Source organism: Bradyrhizobium sp. LHD-71, from assembly GCF_031157255.1.
GTDB lineage: Bacteria > Pseudomonadota > Alphaproteobacteria > Rhizobiales > Xanthobacteraceae > P52-10.
The window spans coordinates 124248-142920 of record NZ_JAVIFX010000001.1 but is presented as its reverse complement, the minus strand read 5'-3'; the positions used below and the strand labels follow the sequence as shown (position 1 = coordinate 142920).

Annotated in this window: 14 protein-coding genes; 6 read left to right on the top strand and 8 right to left on the bottom strand. The window is 62.5% G+C overall.

The features are described 5' to 3' along the window. The 3 genes from RCO31_RS00690 to RCO31_RS00680 form a co-directional block, all read right to left on the bottom strand. The gene (locus RCO31_RS00690; RefSeq protein WP_308966241.1) at nucleotides 1-777 is read right to left on the bottom strand and encodes an enoyl-CoA hydratase/isomerase family protein; all 777 of its coding nucleotides are present in this window, start codon (nucleotides 775-777) and stop codon (nucleotides 1-3) included. 114 nt (nucleotides 778-891) lie between these two features. Next, complete coding sequence (locus RCO31_RS00685) at nucleotides 892-2085, bottom strand: acyl-CoA dehydrogenase family protein (protein WP_308966240.1); 1194 nt, start codon at nucleotides 2083-2085, stop codon at nucleotides 892-894. A gap of 2 nt (nucleotides 2086-2087) precedes the next feature. Next, nucleotides 2088-3329: a CoA transferase gene (locus RCO31_RS00680; protein WP_308966239.1), complete on the bottom strand. Its 1242-nt coding sequence runs from the start codon at nucleotides 3327-3329 to the stop codon at nucleotides 2088-2090. Nucleotides 3330-3518: 189 nt separating this feature from the next. On the opposite strand from RCO31_RS00680, the gene RCO31_RS00675 reads away from it, so the two are divergent. The 3 genes from RCO31_RS00675 to RCO31_RS00665 all read left to right on the top strand — a co-directional run bounded on the left by RCO31_RS00675 (nucleotide 3519) and on the right by RCO31_RS00665 (nucleotide 7048). After that, on the top strand, nucleotides 3519-4259 hold the full coding sequence (locus RCO31_RS00675; protein WP_308966238.1) for an IclR family transcriptional regulator: 741 nt from the start codon (nucleotides 3519-3521) through the stop codon (nucleotides 4257-4259). Nucleotides 4260-4716: 457 nt separating this feature from the next. Then, nucleotides 4717-5202 carry a hypothetical protein gene (locus tag RCO31_RS00670; RefSeq protein WP_308966237.1) on the top strand — a complete coding sequence of 162 codons (486 nt, stop codon included), beginning with the start codon at nucleotides 4717-4719 and terminating at the stop codon, nucleotides 5200-5202. A 304-nt stretch (nucleotides 5203-5506) separates the two neighbouring features. Then, nucleotides 5507-7048, top strand: coding sequence for a porin (locus tag RCO31_RS00665; protein WP_308966236.1), 1542 nt, complete (start codon nucleotides 5507-5509; stop codon nucleotides 7046-7048). A 61-nt stretch (nucleotides 7049-7109) separates the two neighbouring features. Here the strand turns inward: RCO31_RS00665 and RCO31_RS00660 are convergent, their stop codons facing one another. Beyond that, the gene (locus RCO31_RS00660; RefSeq protein WP_308966235.1) at nucleotides 7110-8681 is read right to left on the bottom strand and encodes a tetratricopeptide repeat protein; all 1572 of its coding nucleotides are present in this window, start codon (nucleotides 8679-8681) and stop codon (nucleotides 7110-7112) included. A 9-nt stretch (nucleotides 8682-8690) separates the two neighbouring features. Beyond that, nucleotides 8691-9188, bottom strand: coding sequence for a hypothetical protein (locus RCO31_RS00655; protein WP_308966234.1), 498 nt, complete (start codon nucleotides 9186-9188; stop codon nucleotides 8691-8693). 462 nt (nucleotides 9189-9650) lie between these two features. Between RCO31_RS00655 and RCO31_RS00650 the strand changes: the two genes are divergently transcribed. The 3 genes from RCO31_RS00650 (at nucleotide 9651) to RCO31_RS00640 (ending at nucleotide 13632) form a co-directional block, all read left to right on the top strand. Beyond that, complete coding sequence (locus tag RCO31_RS00650; protein WP_308966233.1) at nucleotides 9651-11225, top strand: porin; 1575 nt, start codon at nucleotides 9651-9653, stop codon at nucleotides 11223-11225. Between the two features lie 406 nt (nucleotides 11226-11631). Then, the gene (locus tag RCO31_RS00645; RefSeq protein WP_308966232.1) at nucleotides 11632-13209 is read left to right on the top strand and encodes a porin; all 1578 of its coding nucleotides are present in this window, start codon (nucleotides 11632-11634) and stop codon (nucleotides 13207-13209) included. A gap of 234 nt (nucleotides 13210-13443) precedes the next feature. Next, entirely contained in the window at nucleotides 13444-13632 is a 189-nt protein-coding gene (locus RCO31_RS00640; protein ID WP_308966231.1) for a hypothetical protein, read from the top strand. 332 nt (nucleotides 13633-13964) lie between these two features. On the opposite strand, the gene RCO31_RS00635 is transcribed toward RCO31_RS00640, so the two are convergent. The 3 genes from RCO31_RS00635 to RCO31_RS00625 form a co-directional block, all read right to left on the bottom strand. After that, nucleotides 13965-16373 (bottom strand): transglycosylase SLT domain-containing protein, encoded by a 2409-nt coding sequence (locus RCO31_RS00635; protein WP_374991403.1) that lies wholly within the window; start codon nucleotides 16371-16373, stop codon nucleotides 13965-13967. A 297-nt stretch (nucleotides 16374-16670) separates the two neighbouring features. After that, complete coding sequence (locus RCO31_RS00630) at nucleotides 16671-17645, bottom strand: ABC transporter ATP-binding protein (RefSeq protein ID WP_308966230.1); 975 nt, start codon at nucleotides 17643-17645, stop codon at nucleotides 16671-16673. Then, complete coding sequence (locus RCO31_RS00625; RefSeq protein ID WP_308966229.1) at nucleotides 17642-18634, bottom strand: ABC transporter ATP-binding protein; 993 nt, start codon at nucleotides 18632-18634, stop codon at nucleotides 17642-17644. The genes RCO31_RS00630 and RCO31_RS00625 overlap by 4 nt, the downstream gene beginning before the upstream one ends. Between the last annotated feature and the right edge of the window lie 39 nt (nucleotides 18635-18673).

Below are 18673 nucleotides of genomic sequence, written 5' to 3'. Positions count from 1 at the left end.
TCAGTTCCCCTTGAAATTAGGTTTGCGCTTCTCGCGGAAGGCCTTCGGGCCTTCCTTGGCGTCTTCGGTCTCGCGCAACATGCGCCCGATCAGCTGCTCGATGCGCAAGCCCGTGTTGATGTCGGTATCGCGTGAGCGCACGGCGAGCTCCTTCGCCGCCTGCACGGCGAGCGGTGCATTGGCGGCGATGCGGGCGGCATATTCGCGCGCCGAAGTCATCAGATCCTTGTGCGCCACCACCTTGTTGATCAGGCCCCAGCGCTCGGCGGTCTTCGCGTCGATCGGATCACCGGTCAGCAGCATTTCCATGCCGATGCACCACGGCAATTGCTGCAAGGTGCGCTGCGTGCCGCCGTTACCGGCGATGATGCCGCGCTTGACCTCCGAAAGACCGAACGTCGCATGCTCCGATGCGACGCGGATGTCGGTTGCAAACAGCATCGTCATGCCGCCCCCCACGCAGAAGCCGTTCACCGCCGCGATGATGGGTTTCCACACCTCGAGGCCACGGTTGAGCAGCTGATCCTTCTGCGTGAGCCACACGTCGGACCAGTTCTGCTTCATGGTCAGGAAGTTTTTGATGTCGGCGCCGGCGCTGAAAGCCTTGTCGCCCGCGCCGGTGATGATCGCGCAGCGGATCTGCGGGTCGTCACGCACGGTCTTCCAGGCATTGGAGATGGCAGTGTAGTGCTCGGCGTCGAGCGCGTTATGCACTTCGGCGCGATTGATGGTGACGGTCGCGATGCCGTCCTTGTCGACTTCGAGATCGATCGACATGGCTCCCTCCCTCTATACTCCGGCGGAGACTGCGCCTCGGCGCCAGACTCGCTGCTGTTTTTGTTTGAGCATGATCTTGTCCGAAAACCGGTTCCCACTTTTCGGGATCATGCTCTACCCCCGATTGCTCAACAGGTTGCGGGCGACCACCATGCGCTGAACTTCCGACGGTCCCTCGCCGATGCGCTTGATGCGCAGTTCGCGGTACCAGCGCTCCAGCGGCAATTCCTTGGAGACGCCGAGTCCGCCGAAGATCTGAATGCAGCGGTCGACCACGCGGCCCGCCGTCTCGGTCGCCGTGACCTTGGCGATCGAGGCGTCGAGCTTCAGGTCCTGGCCGAGATCGGCCTTCCACGCCGCCGCCCAGGTGAGGAGGCGCGCAGCGCGCAGTTCCATCTCGCTGTCGGCCAGCATCCACTGGATCGCCTGCTTCTCCGACAGGCGCGAACCGAAGGTCTCGCGCTGCTTCGCCCACTCGACGGCGAGTTCAAGCGCGGCCTGGGCGATGCCGATTGTGCCCGCAGCGTAAGGCACCCGGCCTTCGACCAGCCATTTTTCGGCCAGCTTGAAGCCGCCGCCTTCCTCGCCAAGACGGTTTTCGACCGGCACCTCGACGTTATCGAAATGCACTTCGTACGGCGCGTAGGCGCGGATGACCGGGATCACCTTGTAGGAAATGCCCTTCGCGTTGCCGTCGACGATGAACGACGTGATGCCGCCACGGCCGCCGTGACCGGTGCGCGCGAAGACGATGCCCCAGTCCGCGCCCTTCGCGCCCGTGATCCACATCTTCGTGCCGTTCAGCACGTAGCGGTCACCCTTCAGCACCGCCTGACACTTGATCGCGCGGCCCGGGTCGGCGCCGCCGGAGGCCTCGCTGATCGCGAAGAAAGCCTTCTTGCCTTCCGCGATGCTGGCGACACCGTACTTTTCGATCTGATACTTGCTGCCAAGCCAGATCACATTCGGCGGATCGGAGCCGAAGGCGTTGAGGGCAGGGATGTAGGCGCCCATCCGGCACTTGGCCGCTTCCTCGGCGACGATCGCCTGCCCGAGCAGGTTGATGCCGGCGCCGCCGTATTCAGCCGGCGTGCGCATCATCCACAGGCCGAGCTTCTTCGCCTTCGCCTGCAGCACCTTCAGGTCTTCCGGCGCGCAGCGGACCGCATCGTGCTCGAGCTTGTCCTCGATCGGCTTGACCTCGTTGACCATGAAGCGCCGCACGGTATCGCGCAGCTGCTGAAGCTCTTCCGGCAATTCCCATGCGCCGAGCGCGGAGAACTTTTGCGCGTCGTTCTTGTCCAGCATGTTCAGATGTCTCCCGCCTTGCGAAGGTCTTCTATTTCGGCCTTCGTCAGTTTCAGTTCGTCGCCAAAGATTGCATCGATATCAGCGCCCATTTCGCCGCTCGGCCTGTACTCCGGCTGTTTGACGCCGCCATAGTGGATCGGGCTGTTCATCACCACCAGCTTGCCGTACTCGGGATGATCGATGTCATGCAACATGCCGCGCTCGCGCAGGTGTGGATCGGCGAGCACCTCATGCAGCGTGCGCACCGGCGCGCAGGCTGCGCCCGTCTTGTTGAGCAGCTCGAACAGCTCCATGCGGGTGTACTTCACTGTCTCGGCGTTGATCTCGTCGTCGAGCTGATCCATGCGGTTCACGCGTTCGACGAGGGGGTTGTATTTCGGATCGGTCGCCCAATCCTCGCGCTTCAATGCCTTGCCCAACGCGACCCAGTGACGCTCGTTGTTGCAGATGATTGCGACGAAGCCATCTGCAGCCTTGTAGACGTTATAGGGCGTGAGTGACATGCCGCCATGGCGGTTGCCGGTGCGGGCGATGTAGTCGTCCGGCGTCGCCACCGCGAGCGCGAGGTTGGATGCGAGGGTCGGATAGATCGCCTCGATCATGGCGACTTCCGTCGTCAGCACCTGACCGGTACGCTCGCGCGCGAACAGCGCGGTGACGATCGATGAATAGAGATGCGTGCCGGCTGCAAAGTCGACCAGCGCCGGTCCTGCCTTCACCGGCGGCCCGTCCGGATAGCCGGTCGAGTCCATGATGCCGGATACGGCCTGCACGGTCAGGTCCATCGCCGGATAGTCGCGGTAGGGGCCGTTGTTGCCGTAGCCCGACGTCTGGGCGACGATCAACCGCGGATTGATCTCCTTGAGCTTCGCCATCGAGAAGCCGAGACGGTCCATGACACCGGGGCGGAAGTTTTCCACCAGCACGTCGGCGGTCTTGAGCAACTGCGCGAGGATCTCCGCGCCCTTCTTGGATTTCAGGTTCAGCGTCAGCAGGCGCTTGTTGGCGTTCAGCATCGCGAACGGCAGCGATGCGCCGCTACGGCCGTTGCGCTTGCGCAGTGTCTCGCCCTCCGGCGGCTCGATCTTGATCACCTCGGCGCCGGCCATCGCCATCAGGAAGGTGCAGTAGGGGCCGCTGTAGATGCGGGTCAGGTCGATGACGCGGATTCCGGCGAGCGGAAGGTTCGATGCTGCGTGCTTCGACGCGGCGGCCTGCGCGTCTGACGCGATCTTGTTCATGAAGGAATGTTCCTGGTTTGGCGCGGCGTTGTCGCGAGGGTCGAACTTGTTCTATTATTTGGAACTATGTTCCGTACTATGGTCATGGAGCACTGCCTTCTTGTCAAGGCAACGAGCCCTTCGTGCGACGGCGGGATGATATGCAGAAATATGTTCCATGATTTAGAACGATGTTGTAGAATACACCGCATGGATACGACAATTGCAAAAGGGTTGCGGCTGCTCAATCGCATCGCGCACGCGGATGCGCCGGTTGGCGTTACCGCGATGGCGAAGGAGATGGGGCTCGAAAAGAGCAACGTGCATCGTACGCTGACGACGCTGATGACACTCGGCTACGTGCAGAAGGATGGTGCGACCGGTCGTTATGGTCCGACGCTGAAGGTGTGGGAACTCGGTATGAAGGTGGTCACGCGCCATCCGATGGTGCGTGCGGCACGGCCGTTCATGCAGATGCTGCATCAGCAGACGCAGGAGACCATTCATCTGACGATCCTGGACGGCGCCGATTGCATCTATCTCGATCAGATCCGCGCGCCGGTGCCGGTGCGCAGCACGCCGGTGCCCGGGCATCGTGTGCCGGCGATCTTTCCCGCCTCGGGCAGAGTGCAACTGGCGTTTCAGCCGAATGTGGAAGAGATCATCAACGTATTTCGCACCAGCCACCCGCGCGGCAAGGAGATCAAGGTCGCGGCGACGCTGAAGGAGTTTGCGACCATCCGCCAGCAGGGCGTGACCTTTACCGAAAGCGGCTGGAGCACCGGCATCAACAGCATTGCCGGCGCGATTATCGGTCGTGACGGCTTTGCCGCCGCGGCAATCGCCGTGTGCGGACCAGCCGAGCGCCTCACGCTTGAGCGAATGGAAGGGTTGTCGGAAGAGGTCCTCAACGCCTGCACGCAAGCCGGCGACTCGTTGCGCGGGTCGTAGGCGAAGCGATTTGCAGCAGCGCGGATGCGCGAAGCGTGATATTTGTCGCGGGGGCAATTCCCGGATTTTGCTTTCGCTCATCCGGGCTTTAGACGTGCATCGTCGCCGACTTGGCAGTGAGTGAGGCGACGAAGCAATCACGCTCGGCGGTAGCGGCAGGCACCGGGTTGTTTCGCCATAGGCGAGCGAAAAGCGACGCGGTTTCTTTGAAGGGCTATCGCTCGCAGCGACAGCATTGTTTGCGTGGTCGCGATATTGCTGGCTATTCGCTGCTCGCGATTTCGCCGGCTGTGGCTCTTCGTATTCACCATTCGCTTTAATTGCGCGCTAATCGCCACCGGCTTCTGTCCCGTTCCTGAACAGACAATCAGCTGCTCTCACTGATTTAATCCGCCGTGCGAGGAACGGACGAACCGTCGATGCCGTTGCTGGTTCACACGTTAATGGGAGTACCAGCATGAGAAAAGTTGCTCTCGTCATTGCTCTTGGCGCAGCGTCGGTTCTGGGCAGCACGGCTGCCGGTGCTGCTGACAACCCGGCAACCGACGGTGCCGTGAAGGCTAACGCCGCCGGTGCCGCCGCCGATCAGTCGATCGAAATAAGCTCGCAACGTCGCTACTGGCGTCGCCACTACTGGGGCGGTGGATGGGGCGGCGGATGGAGACGGGCCCATTGGGGCGGCGGCGGATGGGGTCGGCCCTATTGGCGATCCGCTTATTGGGGTGGATACCGGCCGTACAGTTATTATCGGCCGTACAATTACAGCTACTACCGGCCGTACTATCCGAGCTACAGCTATTACCGGCCGGCGTACTATGCACCGCGTCCGGTCGTGAGCTTCGGCTTCGGGCCACGCTGGGGCAATCCGTGGCGGCCTTACAACTCTTTCGCCTTTGGTGGCCCCTCATTCAGCATCGGGTTTGGCTTCGGACCGCGCTGGTAACAACCAGGTTACCGCAGAAGCGACGAGCTAAAGAAGGCCGCAGCGATGCGGCCTTCTTTTTTGCGACCGCGTGCGAGGCTGGCGTGCAACTCATTGCTACGTCACGCGTACAGCCCAACTGTGCGATTTGGGCAACATCCTTCGACAATGATCGAGCGCACGATGGCGCTGCGGAAAACGCCGACACACATCGTTCATGGGCGGGTTCTAAACCGCGCGACATGACCACCAGATGGCGCGACGCGCGGCACGGTGCAGGCAGGTGCGCCTGCACAGGCAGGGTTGGAGATCCAGAATGAATGCAATGAAACGACTGCTCCTCGGCTCTGCGGCAGGGCTTGCAGCAGCAACGGCGGTGCAGGCGGCCGATCTTCCGGTCAAGGCGAAGCCGGTCGAGTATGTGAAAATCTGCAGCCTGTACGGTTCGGGATTTTATTACATTCCCGGCACCGACACCTGCATCCGCATCGGCGGACAGATCCGTGCCGAGGTGTCGTTCTTCGGACGCGGTCAGGGCGATCAGACGTGGTTCGTCGGCGACGGCCTTGCGACAGGGACGCGCGACCGCGACGTGTTCTTCACCCGCAACCGCGTCTATACCAACGTCGACACGCGCACGCAGACGGCGTTCGGCACGTTACGCACCTACTCAGTGGTGCGCGCGGAATTGGCGACGCCGACGGGCCTCTCCGGCGCGTCCGGTGCGATCAACATCGACGCCGGCTTCATTCAATGGGGTGGGTTCACGATCGGCCGTACCGACATTTCGTACTTCGACAATCCGTGGGACCGGGCCTTCAAATGGGGCCAGATCGGCTCCTATGGATGGCCGGACTCAAGCAGCGGTCGCTTCGTTGCAGCGTATACGCACCAGTTCGGCAACGGCGTCTCCGGCACGCTGTCGTTGGAAGACAACAAGCATCAAAAGCGCGGCAACTATAATGGCGCCAATTCGCTGTCGCTGCTGGGCATCAACACGCCGACTGTCGACACGCGTGGGGGCAACACCTGGCCCGAGATTGTCGCGGCGCTTCGTGTCGATCAAGCCTGGGGCGGTCTGCATCTCGCGGCCAATGTGATGAACAACCACGTCGCCTACAACTGCGGCGGCACGTCTGGCACGACGACCGTTGCGATCGGCGGCTGCTCCGAGCTTTCCGGCGCACCATCCGACAAGGTCGGCTACGGCGTTCAGGCGACGATCAAGATCAACACCCCGACGGGTGTGAATGATGCGCTTTATATCGGCGGGACTTATTCGAAGGGAGCAACGTCGGATACGTTCCGCAACAACGGCGCAGGCTCGGCATTCGGCATCTACGGTGACCCGGACGGCCCGCTTCTTTACGGCAGCATGACGGGTACCTACGTCTGGGACACCGTCTACAATTCGGCGACCGGCACCGGCCAGCAGCTGACGACCGCTTACGGCGGTACCATCGGATTTGAGCACGGCTGGAACGCGGAATGGCGGACCTCAGTGTTCGGCGGCGCGCAGGTGCTCGATTACAATGACACTGCCAACGCGATCCTGTGCGGCAAGTTCGGCGTCGGCGCAGCCGCCGGCGGCGGTGGTGCGGCTGCGTCAGCGGCGACCGGAACGCTGACGACGACGGGATGCAATTTCGACTACCGCGTCGTCGGTGCCGGTACGAGGACCTACTGGACGCCTGTTCGCGACCTGACGATCGGCGTGGAATTCCAGTGGACAAATCACCATGTGAGCCATGCCGACGGTACGGTCTACAATCAGCCAACCATCGTCGGCTTCAAGCCGAACGCAGCTTACGAAGTGCGCGACCAGAACGTCTTCTCGGGCCTCTTCTCGGTGCGTCGGTTTTTCTGATTGGTGTGCTTCACTCTCGTCCCGCAAGCGAGGCGAGTGGTGGGGAGGGCTCTTCCCCCCTTTAAGGGGAGGGAGGAGCACACACCAGTTGCCCCTCGATCCGGTCCGCGATCTGTTGCAGGAGTTGACGCCAGTCCTGCATCTGTCGCTCTCGGCGAAAGAGCTTCAACGTCGGGAACCAGGGCGTCTGCTCGCCTTCGAGCAGCCAGCGCCAGTCGGGAATTCGTTTGAGCACGATCCACGCCGGCAGCCCCAGCGCGCCGGCGAGATTGGCGATGGATGTGTCCGACGTGACGATCAGATCCATGTTCATCATGATCGCCGCCGTGTCGATAAAGCCGTCGCTGCCCGAACTGTCGAGCTGTTCGATCGTCATGCCGGCTGGCAGGTGGTCGACCTGCTCCAGGCCGTGGTTCTTCTGCAGGCTGATCAGCCGCACGCCGGGGATCTGGGAGAGGGGACGGAAGTCGGCAAGAGGGATCGAGCGGCCGATATCGGCGCGGCCGGCGGGATTGCCCTGCCAGGCGATCCCGATCTTGAAACCCTCGACCCCGATGATCTTGCGCCAGTGCTCAACTGCCTGCGGCTCGGCGAACAGGTACGGCACCTTGCCGGGAATGGTCGCGATGCTGGTCGCAAACCGGTGCGGCAGGCTCATCATCGGAATCTGAAAGTCGAAGCTCCGGCCTTCTGGCACCTTGTCGATGATATGCGCGCCATCCGACGCGCCGCGAAGGATTCGCGTCATCGCCGCCGGAACCAGGAAAAAGACGTTGCATCCAAGCTCTGCGAGCGGCGGAAGGTAACGACAAATCAGCAAGATATCGCCGAGACCTTGCTCGGCATACACAAGCAGCGACTTGCCGCCGAGCGGCTCGCCCGCCCAGTGCGGGACGTCATCCAAGGCCGGCTTCACGCGCGATAAGTCGCGCCGGAGGCGCGCCTCATAGTCGGGCCAACCGGCGGCGAGGTCGCCTTTCAGCAAGCGCAGGCCGGCCCGATTGTAGGCCGCTTCGGCGTGATCCGGGTCGCGCGCGAGAACCCGGTCGAAGAACTCGATCGCCTCGTCAAGGGACTCGCGGCTGATTGCCGCGAAGCCTTTCACGAGCAACGCTTCCGTGGTCGTCTTCTTCATCAACAGCCGGTCGGCAACCGCCTCGGCCTCTTCGAAACGGTTCAGTGCCCCAAGCACGGTCGCATAGTTCAGCAGACATAAATCGTTGTCGGGTTCGAGTTGCGACAGCCGGCCAAAGATCTCAAGCGCCTCGCTGTGCCGCTCGAGGTTTGCCAGCGCCACTCCAGTGTAGAACGATGCGAGGCGTAGCTCGGGCTCGCGCTTGCGCACCTTGTCGAGCAGGGCCAACGCATCGCGATCACGCCGCAGCATGATCAGGACGATCGCGAGGTCGGTAAGGATCCTGACCGCTTGCGGTTTCAGCGCCCGCGCGCGTTGCAGAAATCCCTCGGCGTCACGCTGCTGGCCGAGCATGGCGTGCGTTACGCCGAGCATATGCAAGGCGCGGCTCTCGCGCGGTTTCCTTGCGACAAACGCTGTCAGGATGGCGGCAGCTTCAGAAATCCGCCCCGCATTCATCAGCGCTTCGGCCTGATCGAGTTCGACGCCAATTCCCATTCCGACACCTCAGCTCTTCCGCGATGCGACGCGACGCTTAAGCCGCGGGTGCATAAGAAAAGTGAGCAGGAAGCAAGCATGCCACGCGCGTCGCACCGTATAGAACGTGCCTGCGGCGCCGATGAACGAGAATACAAGAAATGTCAGGAGCACCGCGTGGATCGGCGAGGTGGCGATGACGAACAATGGTGTCGCCGAATAGCAGATGACGTCCGGATCAGCGAGGAACGGAAATCCGCCGCACTGGCTCGGAGAAAACCACGGCGTCCGCCAGGGGCCATTCTGCAGATATCGGCAGTGTCCGGTCAGAAAGTCCGGAAGGTGGATACCGTAGTCATGGCCGATCGTGTTCTGCGGAGTTGGCAGAAACGGAAGGTAGATCGCAAAATAGGTGAGCCAGAGAATGATACTGAGAGCTAAAGCAAGTGCGTTCGTGAATGCTCGTCGTTCGCCGATGCCGACCGACGGCCGATCGAGATCGAATAGCATTTTGTCGGTCGCCGGCAATCGTTGCTCCCGGACCAAAAAAACACAAAAAGTGTTGCGGGCCGTCGGCGTTGTCGCAGACCGGCCACACACCGTAGTAGGAAACGCAAGAGTAACAGAAGCAACAAGATTGGAGGGCGCCGCCTACCTGGCGGTCGACGGACTGCTTAGTCCGAGGACCCAAATAAATAGGCCTCAGCGCAAGACGCCAAGTGGGATCGGGAAATAATTTCAGATCGCCAAGATTTAATTCATAAACCCGTCATAAACTGGGCGTGCCATTTCTACAACACTCAGGGCAAAAGCGGTGCGGCGGAGGAAGGGAAGTATTGCGGCGCAATAGTGTTCAGGACAATTCTAAGGTCGCGACGAAGGGGCAGTCCCGAGTCGTCCATTGGGGCTTCGCTGAAACTTCGCGCCAATCGGGGGCGGCGGTGAGGATGCGATGAACGCGGGCGACGTGCGCAATCTTGGAGGTTCGAAATGAAAATGGTGAGGAGCCTACTCCTCGGCTCAGCGGCAGGACTGGCCGCGATGGCGGGGGCGCAGGCAGCTGATCTTCCCGTAAAGGCGAAGCCCGTCGAATACGTGAAGATCTGCTCCCTGTATGGCGCAGGATTCTACTACATCCCGGGTACTGACACCTGCATCAGGATCGGTGGTCACATCCGCGCTGAAGTGTCGTTCTTCGGCGGCGGCGGTGGTGACACCTCGTTCGTCACCGGTGCGATCGGCGGCATCAACACAAAGACGCGCGATCGCGATTACTTCTGGACCCGCAATCGTGTCTACACCAACGTCGATACCCGCACGCAAACCGCGTTCGGCACCTTGCGAACGTTCTCGGTCGTTCGCGCCGAGCTGACGACGCCGAATGGACTTTCAAGCGCGGCAGGCGCGATCAACATCGACACTGGCATCATCCAGTGGGGCGGCTTCACCATCGGCCGCGCAGGCACGTCGTACTTCGACGGGCCGTGGGATTATGCCTTCAAGTGGGGCAGCAACGGCTCGTATGGTTGGGCTGACGCGACGTCCGGCCGCTTCGTCGTGGCTTATACCCACCAGTTCGGCAACGGCATTTCCGGCACGCTGTCGCTCGAAGACAACAAGCATCAGAAGCGCGGCAACTACAACGGCGCCAACCCTCTGACGATCTGGGGCATCGCGGCCGGTACGGAGACCCGTGGCGGCAACACCTGGCCGGAAATCGTCGGTCAGCTTCGCGTCGATCAGGCGTGGGGTGGCCTGCACATCGCAGCCAACCTGATGAACAACCACGTGGCCTACAACTGCGGCGGCGCGTCGGGCACGACCACTGTTCAGCTCGGCGGCTGCTCGGAGCTCTCCGGCGCACCGTCCGACAAGATCGGTGGCGGCGTCAACGCGATGCTCAGCTTCAAGCTGCCGACCGGCGTGAACGACGCTCTCTACATCGGCGGTTCGTGGTCGAAGGGTGCGACCGCCGACGTGATCCGCAACAACAGCAGTCAGTTGGGCTCCGGGTTGGCCGTATATAGCGGCTCGGACTTCAATTATGGCAGCATCGCCGGCGGTTACATCTTTGACTCGGTGTACAACTCGGGCGGCATCCGCAACGGTGCTGGCATCGCGGTTGGCCCCACCGGTCAGCAGCTGACGACGGCTTACGGCGGAACGATCGCTTTCGAGCACGGCTGGAACGCCGAGTGGCGGACCTCGGTGTTCGGTGGCGCGGAAGTTGTGGACTACAACGAGACGGCGAACGCGATCCTGTGCTCGCGGTTTGGCGTCGGCAGTGCGTCGGGCACGCTCACGGTGAATGGTGTCAACGTCTCCAACACCGGAGCCTGTAACTTCGACCTCCGCATCGTAGGTGCTGGTACCCGGACTTATTGGACCCCGGTGCGCGATCTGACGATCGGCGTCGAATTCCAGTGGGCCAACATCAGCTCGAGCCACGGCGACAACGTCGTCTACAACCAGCCGGTGATCTCGGGCTTCAAGCCGAACGCAGCCTACGAGGTCAAGGATCAGAACGTGTTCTCGGGCATCTTCTCGGTCCGTCGGTTCTTCTGATCGACCTACGCGAATCAATCGGTGGCGGGCTGCTCGCCCGCCACCGATCTCTCCTTCAGGTACAAGAGTACGGCTTTTTGAGCGCGGCCTAGAGTTTTCCGCCGCTGACATGCGGGCGATGAGCGACATCCCCGTGAAAATTGCTCCATAGATTTCAATCGGTTGGTTGTCGGCGTGGCGACGCCACGTGCCATTTTTGCAACATAATTTGGTAAACTGTACGTGACCGTACAGTTTCCGTTGCTGTCCTCCAGGTTCCGGGCAATTCTCAAAATCACGACAGAGGGGGGCATCCCGAGTCGTCCCGTCTAAAAGTTTCGCTCAAAAAGTCGCTCGCGCCGAAATGGGGGTTCGAGAAGCAAGCGCGAAGCGAGGACGGGGGAAACGCACATTTTGGAGGTTTGAGATGACGATGATGAGGAGCCTACTCCTCGGCTCGGCGGCAGGAATGGCCGCGCTGACGGGGGCGCAGGCGGCCGATCTTCCGGTGAAGGCTAAGCCGGTTGAATACGTAAAGATCTGTTCCCTGTACGGTGCTGGATTTTATTACATCCCCGGTACCGACACCTGTATCCGAATCGGCGGTCACATCCGCGCCGAACTCAACTTCAATTCGCGTATGACGCATCTGCAGTCGTGGAACACTGGAAACGGGAACAACACCCAAACCCGTGATCGGGATTATTTCTTCGCCCGTAGTCGCGTGTTCACCAACGTCGACACGCGCACACAGACCGCGTTCGGCACATTGCGCACGTTCTCGGTGGTTCGCGCGGAGGTCAATACGCCGACCGGTCTGCTTTCCTCCGGCGTGGGCTCGAGCGCCGGCGTTATCGCGATCGACTCCGGTATCATCCAGTGGGGTGGCTTCACCATCGGCCGCGCCGGCACGTCGTACTTCGACAACCCGTGGCACTATGCCTTCGAATGGGGCACCAACGGCTGGCTCGGCAACCCGGATACTGCAGGCGGTCGTTTTGTCGTGGCCTATACTCATCAGTTCGGCAACGGCATTTCCGGTACCCTGTCGCTGGAAGACGGCAAGGAGCGCAAGCGCGGCATCTACAACGGCGCCAACCCGCTGACGATCCTCGGCGTCGCGCCGGGCGTGGACACGCGCGGCGGCAACACCTGGCCGGAGATTGTCGGTCAGCTCCGCATCGACCAGGCCTGGGGCGGCTTCCATCTCTCGGGCATGATCGTCAACAACCACGTCGCCTATGACTGCGGCGGTGCATCGGGTACGACCACGGTTCAGCTCGGCGGCTGCTCCGAGCTTTCCGGCGCGGTATCGGACAAGATCGGCGGTGGCGTGAACGCGGCCTTCAAGTTCAACGTGCCGACCGGCGTCAACGACGCACTGTACATCGGCGGCACCTGGTCGAAGGGCGCGACCACCAACGTGTTCGCCAACATCGGCCAGGGCTCGTCGTTCGGCATCTATGGCGGTTCGGACACGTTCTATGACAGCATCGTCGGCGGCTACGTGCTCGACTCGGTGTATACCTCGGCGCCGCGTTCGGGCGCAGGCATCACGGTTACGTCGGGCGGCCAGGAGCTGACGACGGCCTATGGCGGGTCGATCGCCTTCGAACACGGCTGGAATCCGGAGTGGCGGACCTCGGTGTACGCTGGCGCACAGGTTCTCGACTACAGCGACACGGCTAACGCGATCCTGTGCTCGCGGTTCGGCGTTGGCAGCGCGTCCGGCACGTTGACGAATGCAGTCGGTGTCAACGTTGCCAACACCGGTGCCTGTAACTGGGACTACCGCATTTATGGTGCCGGCACCCGGACGTTCTGGACTCCGGTTCGCGACCTGACGATCGGTGTCGAATTCATGTGGACCAACCACCACGTGAGCCACGGCGACAACGTCGTCTACAACCAGCCGGTGATCTCGGGCTTCAAGCCGAACGCGGCTTACGAGATCAAGGATCAGAACGTGTTCTCGGGCATCTTCTCGGTTCGCCGTTTCTTTTGATCGGCATCGCTTGAGACTACCAAGCTACCATCCCCGGCAGGGCAACCTGCCGGGGATTTTTTTGAGCCCGTCATGTTGGTCCGGAGTCGAAAGCGACAACGGCACTTGAGCCATGTCCAGGATTGTTTCCTCACCCGCGTGCAAAGTCCTTCACGCAGCTTTGAAGCGCACACAATCATCAGCTGGTGCATTGGTTGAAGCTGTGGATGCGGATGATGGGAAATTGGAACTGCAATGTCGGACGTGACACCGGAGACGCGTATCGCCTCCTCGATGGAGGATATCTCCCGTTATCTCGGCGAGATCAGAGAACTGCTGCAGGATCTTTCAGAGCGTCCCGAAGTCGACAACGAGCGGCTCGGGCGAATCGCAGCGGCGGTCTCCGAGATCCGGGAGATCGTGCCGGCGATGCTGCACCGGTGATCGCTGTCATTGCGATCCGGCTTCGCCCCTCCGGGATTCGTCGGCACGGGCGTAGCGACATGCATCGTCATTGCGAGCGAAGCCAAGCAATCCAGTGCTGAGGTTGCCGCAACCGCCGCGCTGGATTGCTTTGTCGCCATAGGCGAGCGAAGCGACGCCGTTCTTCGACGGCTATAGGCGAGCGAAGCGACGCCGTTCTTCGAACGGCCATAGGCGAGCGAAGCGATGCCGTTCTTCGACGGCTATGGCGAGCGAAGCGACGCCGTTCTTCGAACGGCTATGCCTCGCAATGACGAGAATGGGCATTGCCGCGCAGAGGCACGCGTCATTGTCTAATCGGCGCCGGCGCCACGCTTCAGGTCGGCTTCGATCAAGAGACGCCCGCCGCCGCCGAAACGGGCGCGGTAGACCTGAACGTTCTCCATGATCCGCTGCACGTAGTTGCGCGTCTCGGAGAAGGGGATCCGTTCGACCCAGTCGACGGGGTCGACTTTCGGATCGCGCGGATCGCCGTACTTCTCGATCCAGTCGCGGACCCGGCCGCGGCCGGCGTTGTAACCGACGAAGGTCAGGATATAGGAGCCGCGATAGTCGTTCACCAGCGCCCCGAGCTCGGCCGCGCCGAGCATCGCGTTGTAGGCGGGGTCCGAGAGCAGGCGTTTGGCATCAAAGGTCCCGCCGTACCTGCGGGTGATCGTCTTCGCCGCCGGCGGCGTCACCTGCATCAGCCCCATCGCCTTTGCCGGCGAGATGGCTTTCGGATTGAACGAGCTCTCCTGTCGCGCAATGGCGAAGACGAGACCGCGCTCCACGTCCGGACCGATGGTCTGATAGTTCGGGATGCCGGATACGGGATAGGCATAGTGGTCGAACGGATAGCCGCGGTTGAGCGCACCTTTGCCGAGGACAAGGCTGCCTCGGGCGTCCTTGTAGCGCACTGTTATCTCGCCGAGCGCCGCCAGCGCGTCGATATCCTCGACGCGGTCGCCGAGATCGGACAGCGCCGTGACGGCGAGATCGCGCTCATCAAGCGCATAGAGCAGTTCGAGCGCGCGTACGACCTCAAACGTGCCGGCGCCGCGTGCCGAGCGCGGAGCGTCGCGCAGGCCGATCTGCGGCAGGCCAAGCCGGGCGCGCGCAAGCTGACCGTAGTAGCTCGTGGAATGGGCGGCGCCGGCCTGATAGGCCGCCCGCGCATCCTGTGAACGGCCCATCGCCTCATAGGCGCGGCCCTGCCAGTAGCCCGCGCGTGAGAGATGCGTCGGGTTGCTCGACCCGACGGCGATGCGCGAGAAGTGCTGGAGCGCGGTCGACGGATCGTTGAGGAAACGCAGCGCGATCCAGCCCGCAGTGAATTCCTGTTCGGTCTTGTACACGTCGCGCTCCGGCAAGCCGGCATCGCGTGCGATGGCATACGCAGTGCGGTAGTCGCCGATGTCGAGCAGCTTGCGCGCGACCAGACGGCGCTCGATCCACCACTCGTCGGGGTCGCCCAGCCGTGCCGGATCGCGCGGCGCCCTCAGCATCAGCTGCGCGGCCTCGGTGATCTTGTCGGCGCGGCGCAGGTGCTGGATGCGGCCAAAAAGATAGCTGGCATCGCCATGCGCCTCATGCGGAACTGCGTCGAGCAGCGCCTTCGCGTTGCCGGCCTTGGCGTCAACGGCGCCACGCGCCTTGACGATCGCGACCTGGGCGGAGCCAACGCGCTGGGCGGCGCGCAGCGCGCCTGCCCTGTCGTCAGTGAAGAGCAGATAATCCATCCGCGCCTTGTGGTCGGCCGCCGTCAGCACCGGGCCGAACATCTCAAGCGCGGTTGCTTCCACATCCTTGGACATCCAGTCGCCGCGCCAGGCCTCACGCACGTGACGCGCCGCTGCGCCGCCATCGCCGCGCCTGAGCAGCGCGCGTGCCAGCATGAACCGGCCCTTGGCCGTGAGCGGCTCGTTGCCGGCGAACCAGGCGGCCACGGTGGCGTCGTCGCGATTGTTGTCCCACAGCGAGGCTTCACCGCGCCTGCGCAAATAGTTCACGCTCGGCCAGCCGGGATTGGCGACGATGAAGGCGCGGTAGCGCTCAGCCGACGCGCCGTTGCCGTCGCTGCGCAGGATCATCCATTCGGCGAGCTTCTGCGCGACGGGATCGGAGATCGCGCTCTTCATCTCCGTCGCGTCAGCTCCCTTGCCCCGGCGCGCGAGCTCGATCGCGCGCTCGAGCGCATCGAGATCGGCCTGCGACGTGGACAACGACGAGGCGATGGCCGCCGGAACATGATTGCGACGGGAAGGGGTCGGTGCATGGCGGACCGGCGGCAGCGCCGCCAACGATACGGCCGCTTGCGGCTCCGCACTCGCGACAACAGCGCGCGTGGTGGCGAAGGTGGGACGAGGCTTGGGCAGAGGGATGCCGTCCGGTCTTGCCGCAGACTGCCGGGGCGTCGAGACGGCCTCAGGCTTGGCCGCTGGCTTCTTCGCCTCGGCGTTCTTCGTGGATGCCGGCTTTGCGGGAGCCTGCTTAGCTGAAACAGGTTTCGCCGGGGTCTGCTTCGCAGAAGGCTGACTCGCGGATGTTGACTTGGTGGAAGCCGGCTTCGTCGATGTCGGCGTTGGTTTGACAGAGGGCTTGGCCGAAGTCGATTTGGCAGGCGAAGGTTTTGCAGCGGTCTGTGCGACGACTTCAGCCTTGGCCGATTGCGCGGCCGCAGGCAGACCGATCAGCGGCGTGGCGAGCCAAAGAGCGACCACACTCGACGTGGATAGATAGCGCAGCAGATGGAGGCGAGACGCGCGTTGGCTATCTGCGCGTTGGCTATCTGAATGAGTCAACGTGTGATCCTTCGGCGGCCGATCCTAAGCCTGGAGTCATGCACGGCGGAAGTTGATAAAACACGAACTAAAAACACGAATAAGGAGGTGACAGGGCAATCGAGTCAAAATCAGGGCGAAATATTGCGTGAATTAGTCCTTGTAAGATATTGATACACATATCATTTAGCTGTCGGCGCGAAGTTCCCCTGCCAAATCTGCGGCACCAATTTCACTTCAACTCCGCAGATGGCAGGCCACGAAGTGGCCGCTCGCAGTCTCCTTCAACGGCGGCGCTTCCCGGGCACAGAGCGGCAACTGTCGGATCGGACAGCGGGTGTGGAAGTGGCAGCCGCTCGGCGGGTGGATCGGACTCGGCACCTCGCCCTGCAGGACGATGCGCTTGCGTCGTGCCTTCGGGTCGGTCACCGGCACGGCCGATAGCAGCGCTTCCGTATAAGGATGCAGCGGCGTCACGTACAGGTCGCGCGCCGACGCGAGTTCGACGATCCGGCCGAGATACATGACGGCGACTCGATGGCTGATGTGTTCGACGACCGAGAGGTCATGGGCGATGAACAGATAGGTGAGGCCGAGCTTGCCCTGCAGATCCTCAAGCAGGTTGATGACCTGCGCCTGGATCGAGACGTCGAGCGCGGAGACCGGCTCGTCGCAGATGATTAGTTTTGGCTCGACGGCGAGTGCGCGCGCAATGCCGATCCGCTGGCGCTGGCCGCCTGAAAATTCATGCGGGTAGCGGTGCATGTGATCAGCTTGCAAGCCGACGGTTTCGAGCAGCTCGACCACGCGATCGGTGAACGCTTCCTTCGACGGTGCAAGCTTGTGGATGGTCAAAGCCTCGCCGATGATCGTGCCGACCGTCATGCGTGGATTTAGTGACGCGAACGGGTCCTGGAAGATGATCTGCATGTCGCGGCAGAGCGCGCGAAACGCGCGCGCATCGAGCGCGCTGACGTTGCGGCCCTGGAACCAGATTTCGCCCGCGGTTGGCTCCACGAGACGCAAGATACAGCGGCCTGTGGTCGATTTGCCGGAGCCGGACTCACCCACCAGGCCAAGCGTCTCGCCGGGCGGAATGGAGAAACTGACACCGTCGACAGCGTGAACGACGGCGTCGTTGCGCAGCAGGAAGCCGGAGCCGATATCGAACTGCTTGGTCAGGTTCCTGACGGACAGGAGCGGGGTGCTCATTGCGGCAGCCCCCCGGTTTCGAGAATGCAAGCGACTTTGTGTCCGCCGCCGACGTCGCGCAGCGCCGGGGTGGCCAGGCGGCAGGCGGGCATCGCGAAGCGGCAGCGTGGCGCGAAACGGCAGCCCGGCGCCGGGTCGATCAGCCTGGGCACCACGCCCGGAATGGCCTCGAGGCGCTTCTTTGTCGTAGCTGCGCGGTCGATGTGCGGAATGGAGCGGATCAGCCCCTGCGTGTAAGGGTGACGAGGATTGGCGAACAGCTCGTCGACCGGCGCTTCCTCGATCACCCGTCCAGCATACATGACCACGACGCGCTGTGCGGTCTCCGCCACCACGCCCATCGCGTGGGTGATCAGCATCACCGCCATGCCGAACCGCGCTTTCATGTCGGCCAGCAGCTCGAGAATCTGCGCCTGAATGGTTACGTCGAGCGCGGTGGTCGGTTCGTCGGCGATCAGCAGCTTCGGGCTGCACGACAGCGCCATGGCAATCATCACGCGTTGGCGCATGCCGCCGGAGAACTGGTGGGGATAATCGTGCACGCGCTTTTCCGCGTTGGCAATCTGCACTAGGCGCAGCATCTCGACCGTGCGTTCGAGCGCCGCCCGACGCGAAAGCTTCTCGTGTCGGCGCAGGCCTTCGGCGATCTGCTCGCCGATCGTGTAAACCGGATTGAGCGATGTCATCGGCTCCTGGAACACCATGGCGATGTCCTTGGCGCGGATATCGTCAAGCTCATCGGCCTCGAGCGGGATCAGGTCGCGCCCCTGCCAAAGGATCTGACCATCGACGATACGTCCGGGCGGCATCGCGATCAGTTTCAGGACCGACATCGCGGTGACGGTCTTGCCGCAACCGGACTCGCCGACGACGCCGACGGTCTCGCCGCGACGGATGGTGATATCCACGCCATCGACGGCTCGCACGATGCCATTGTCGGTGGCGAAGTGCGTTTTCAGATCGCGTATCTCGAGCAGCGGCTCGCTCATTCTGTCATCCGTGTTCGTGTCGCCAGGCTAGCAGCCGGG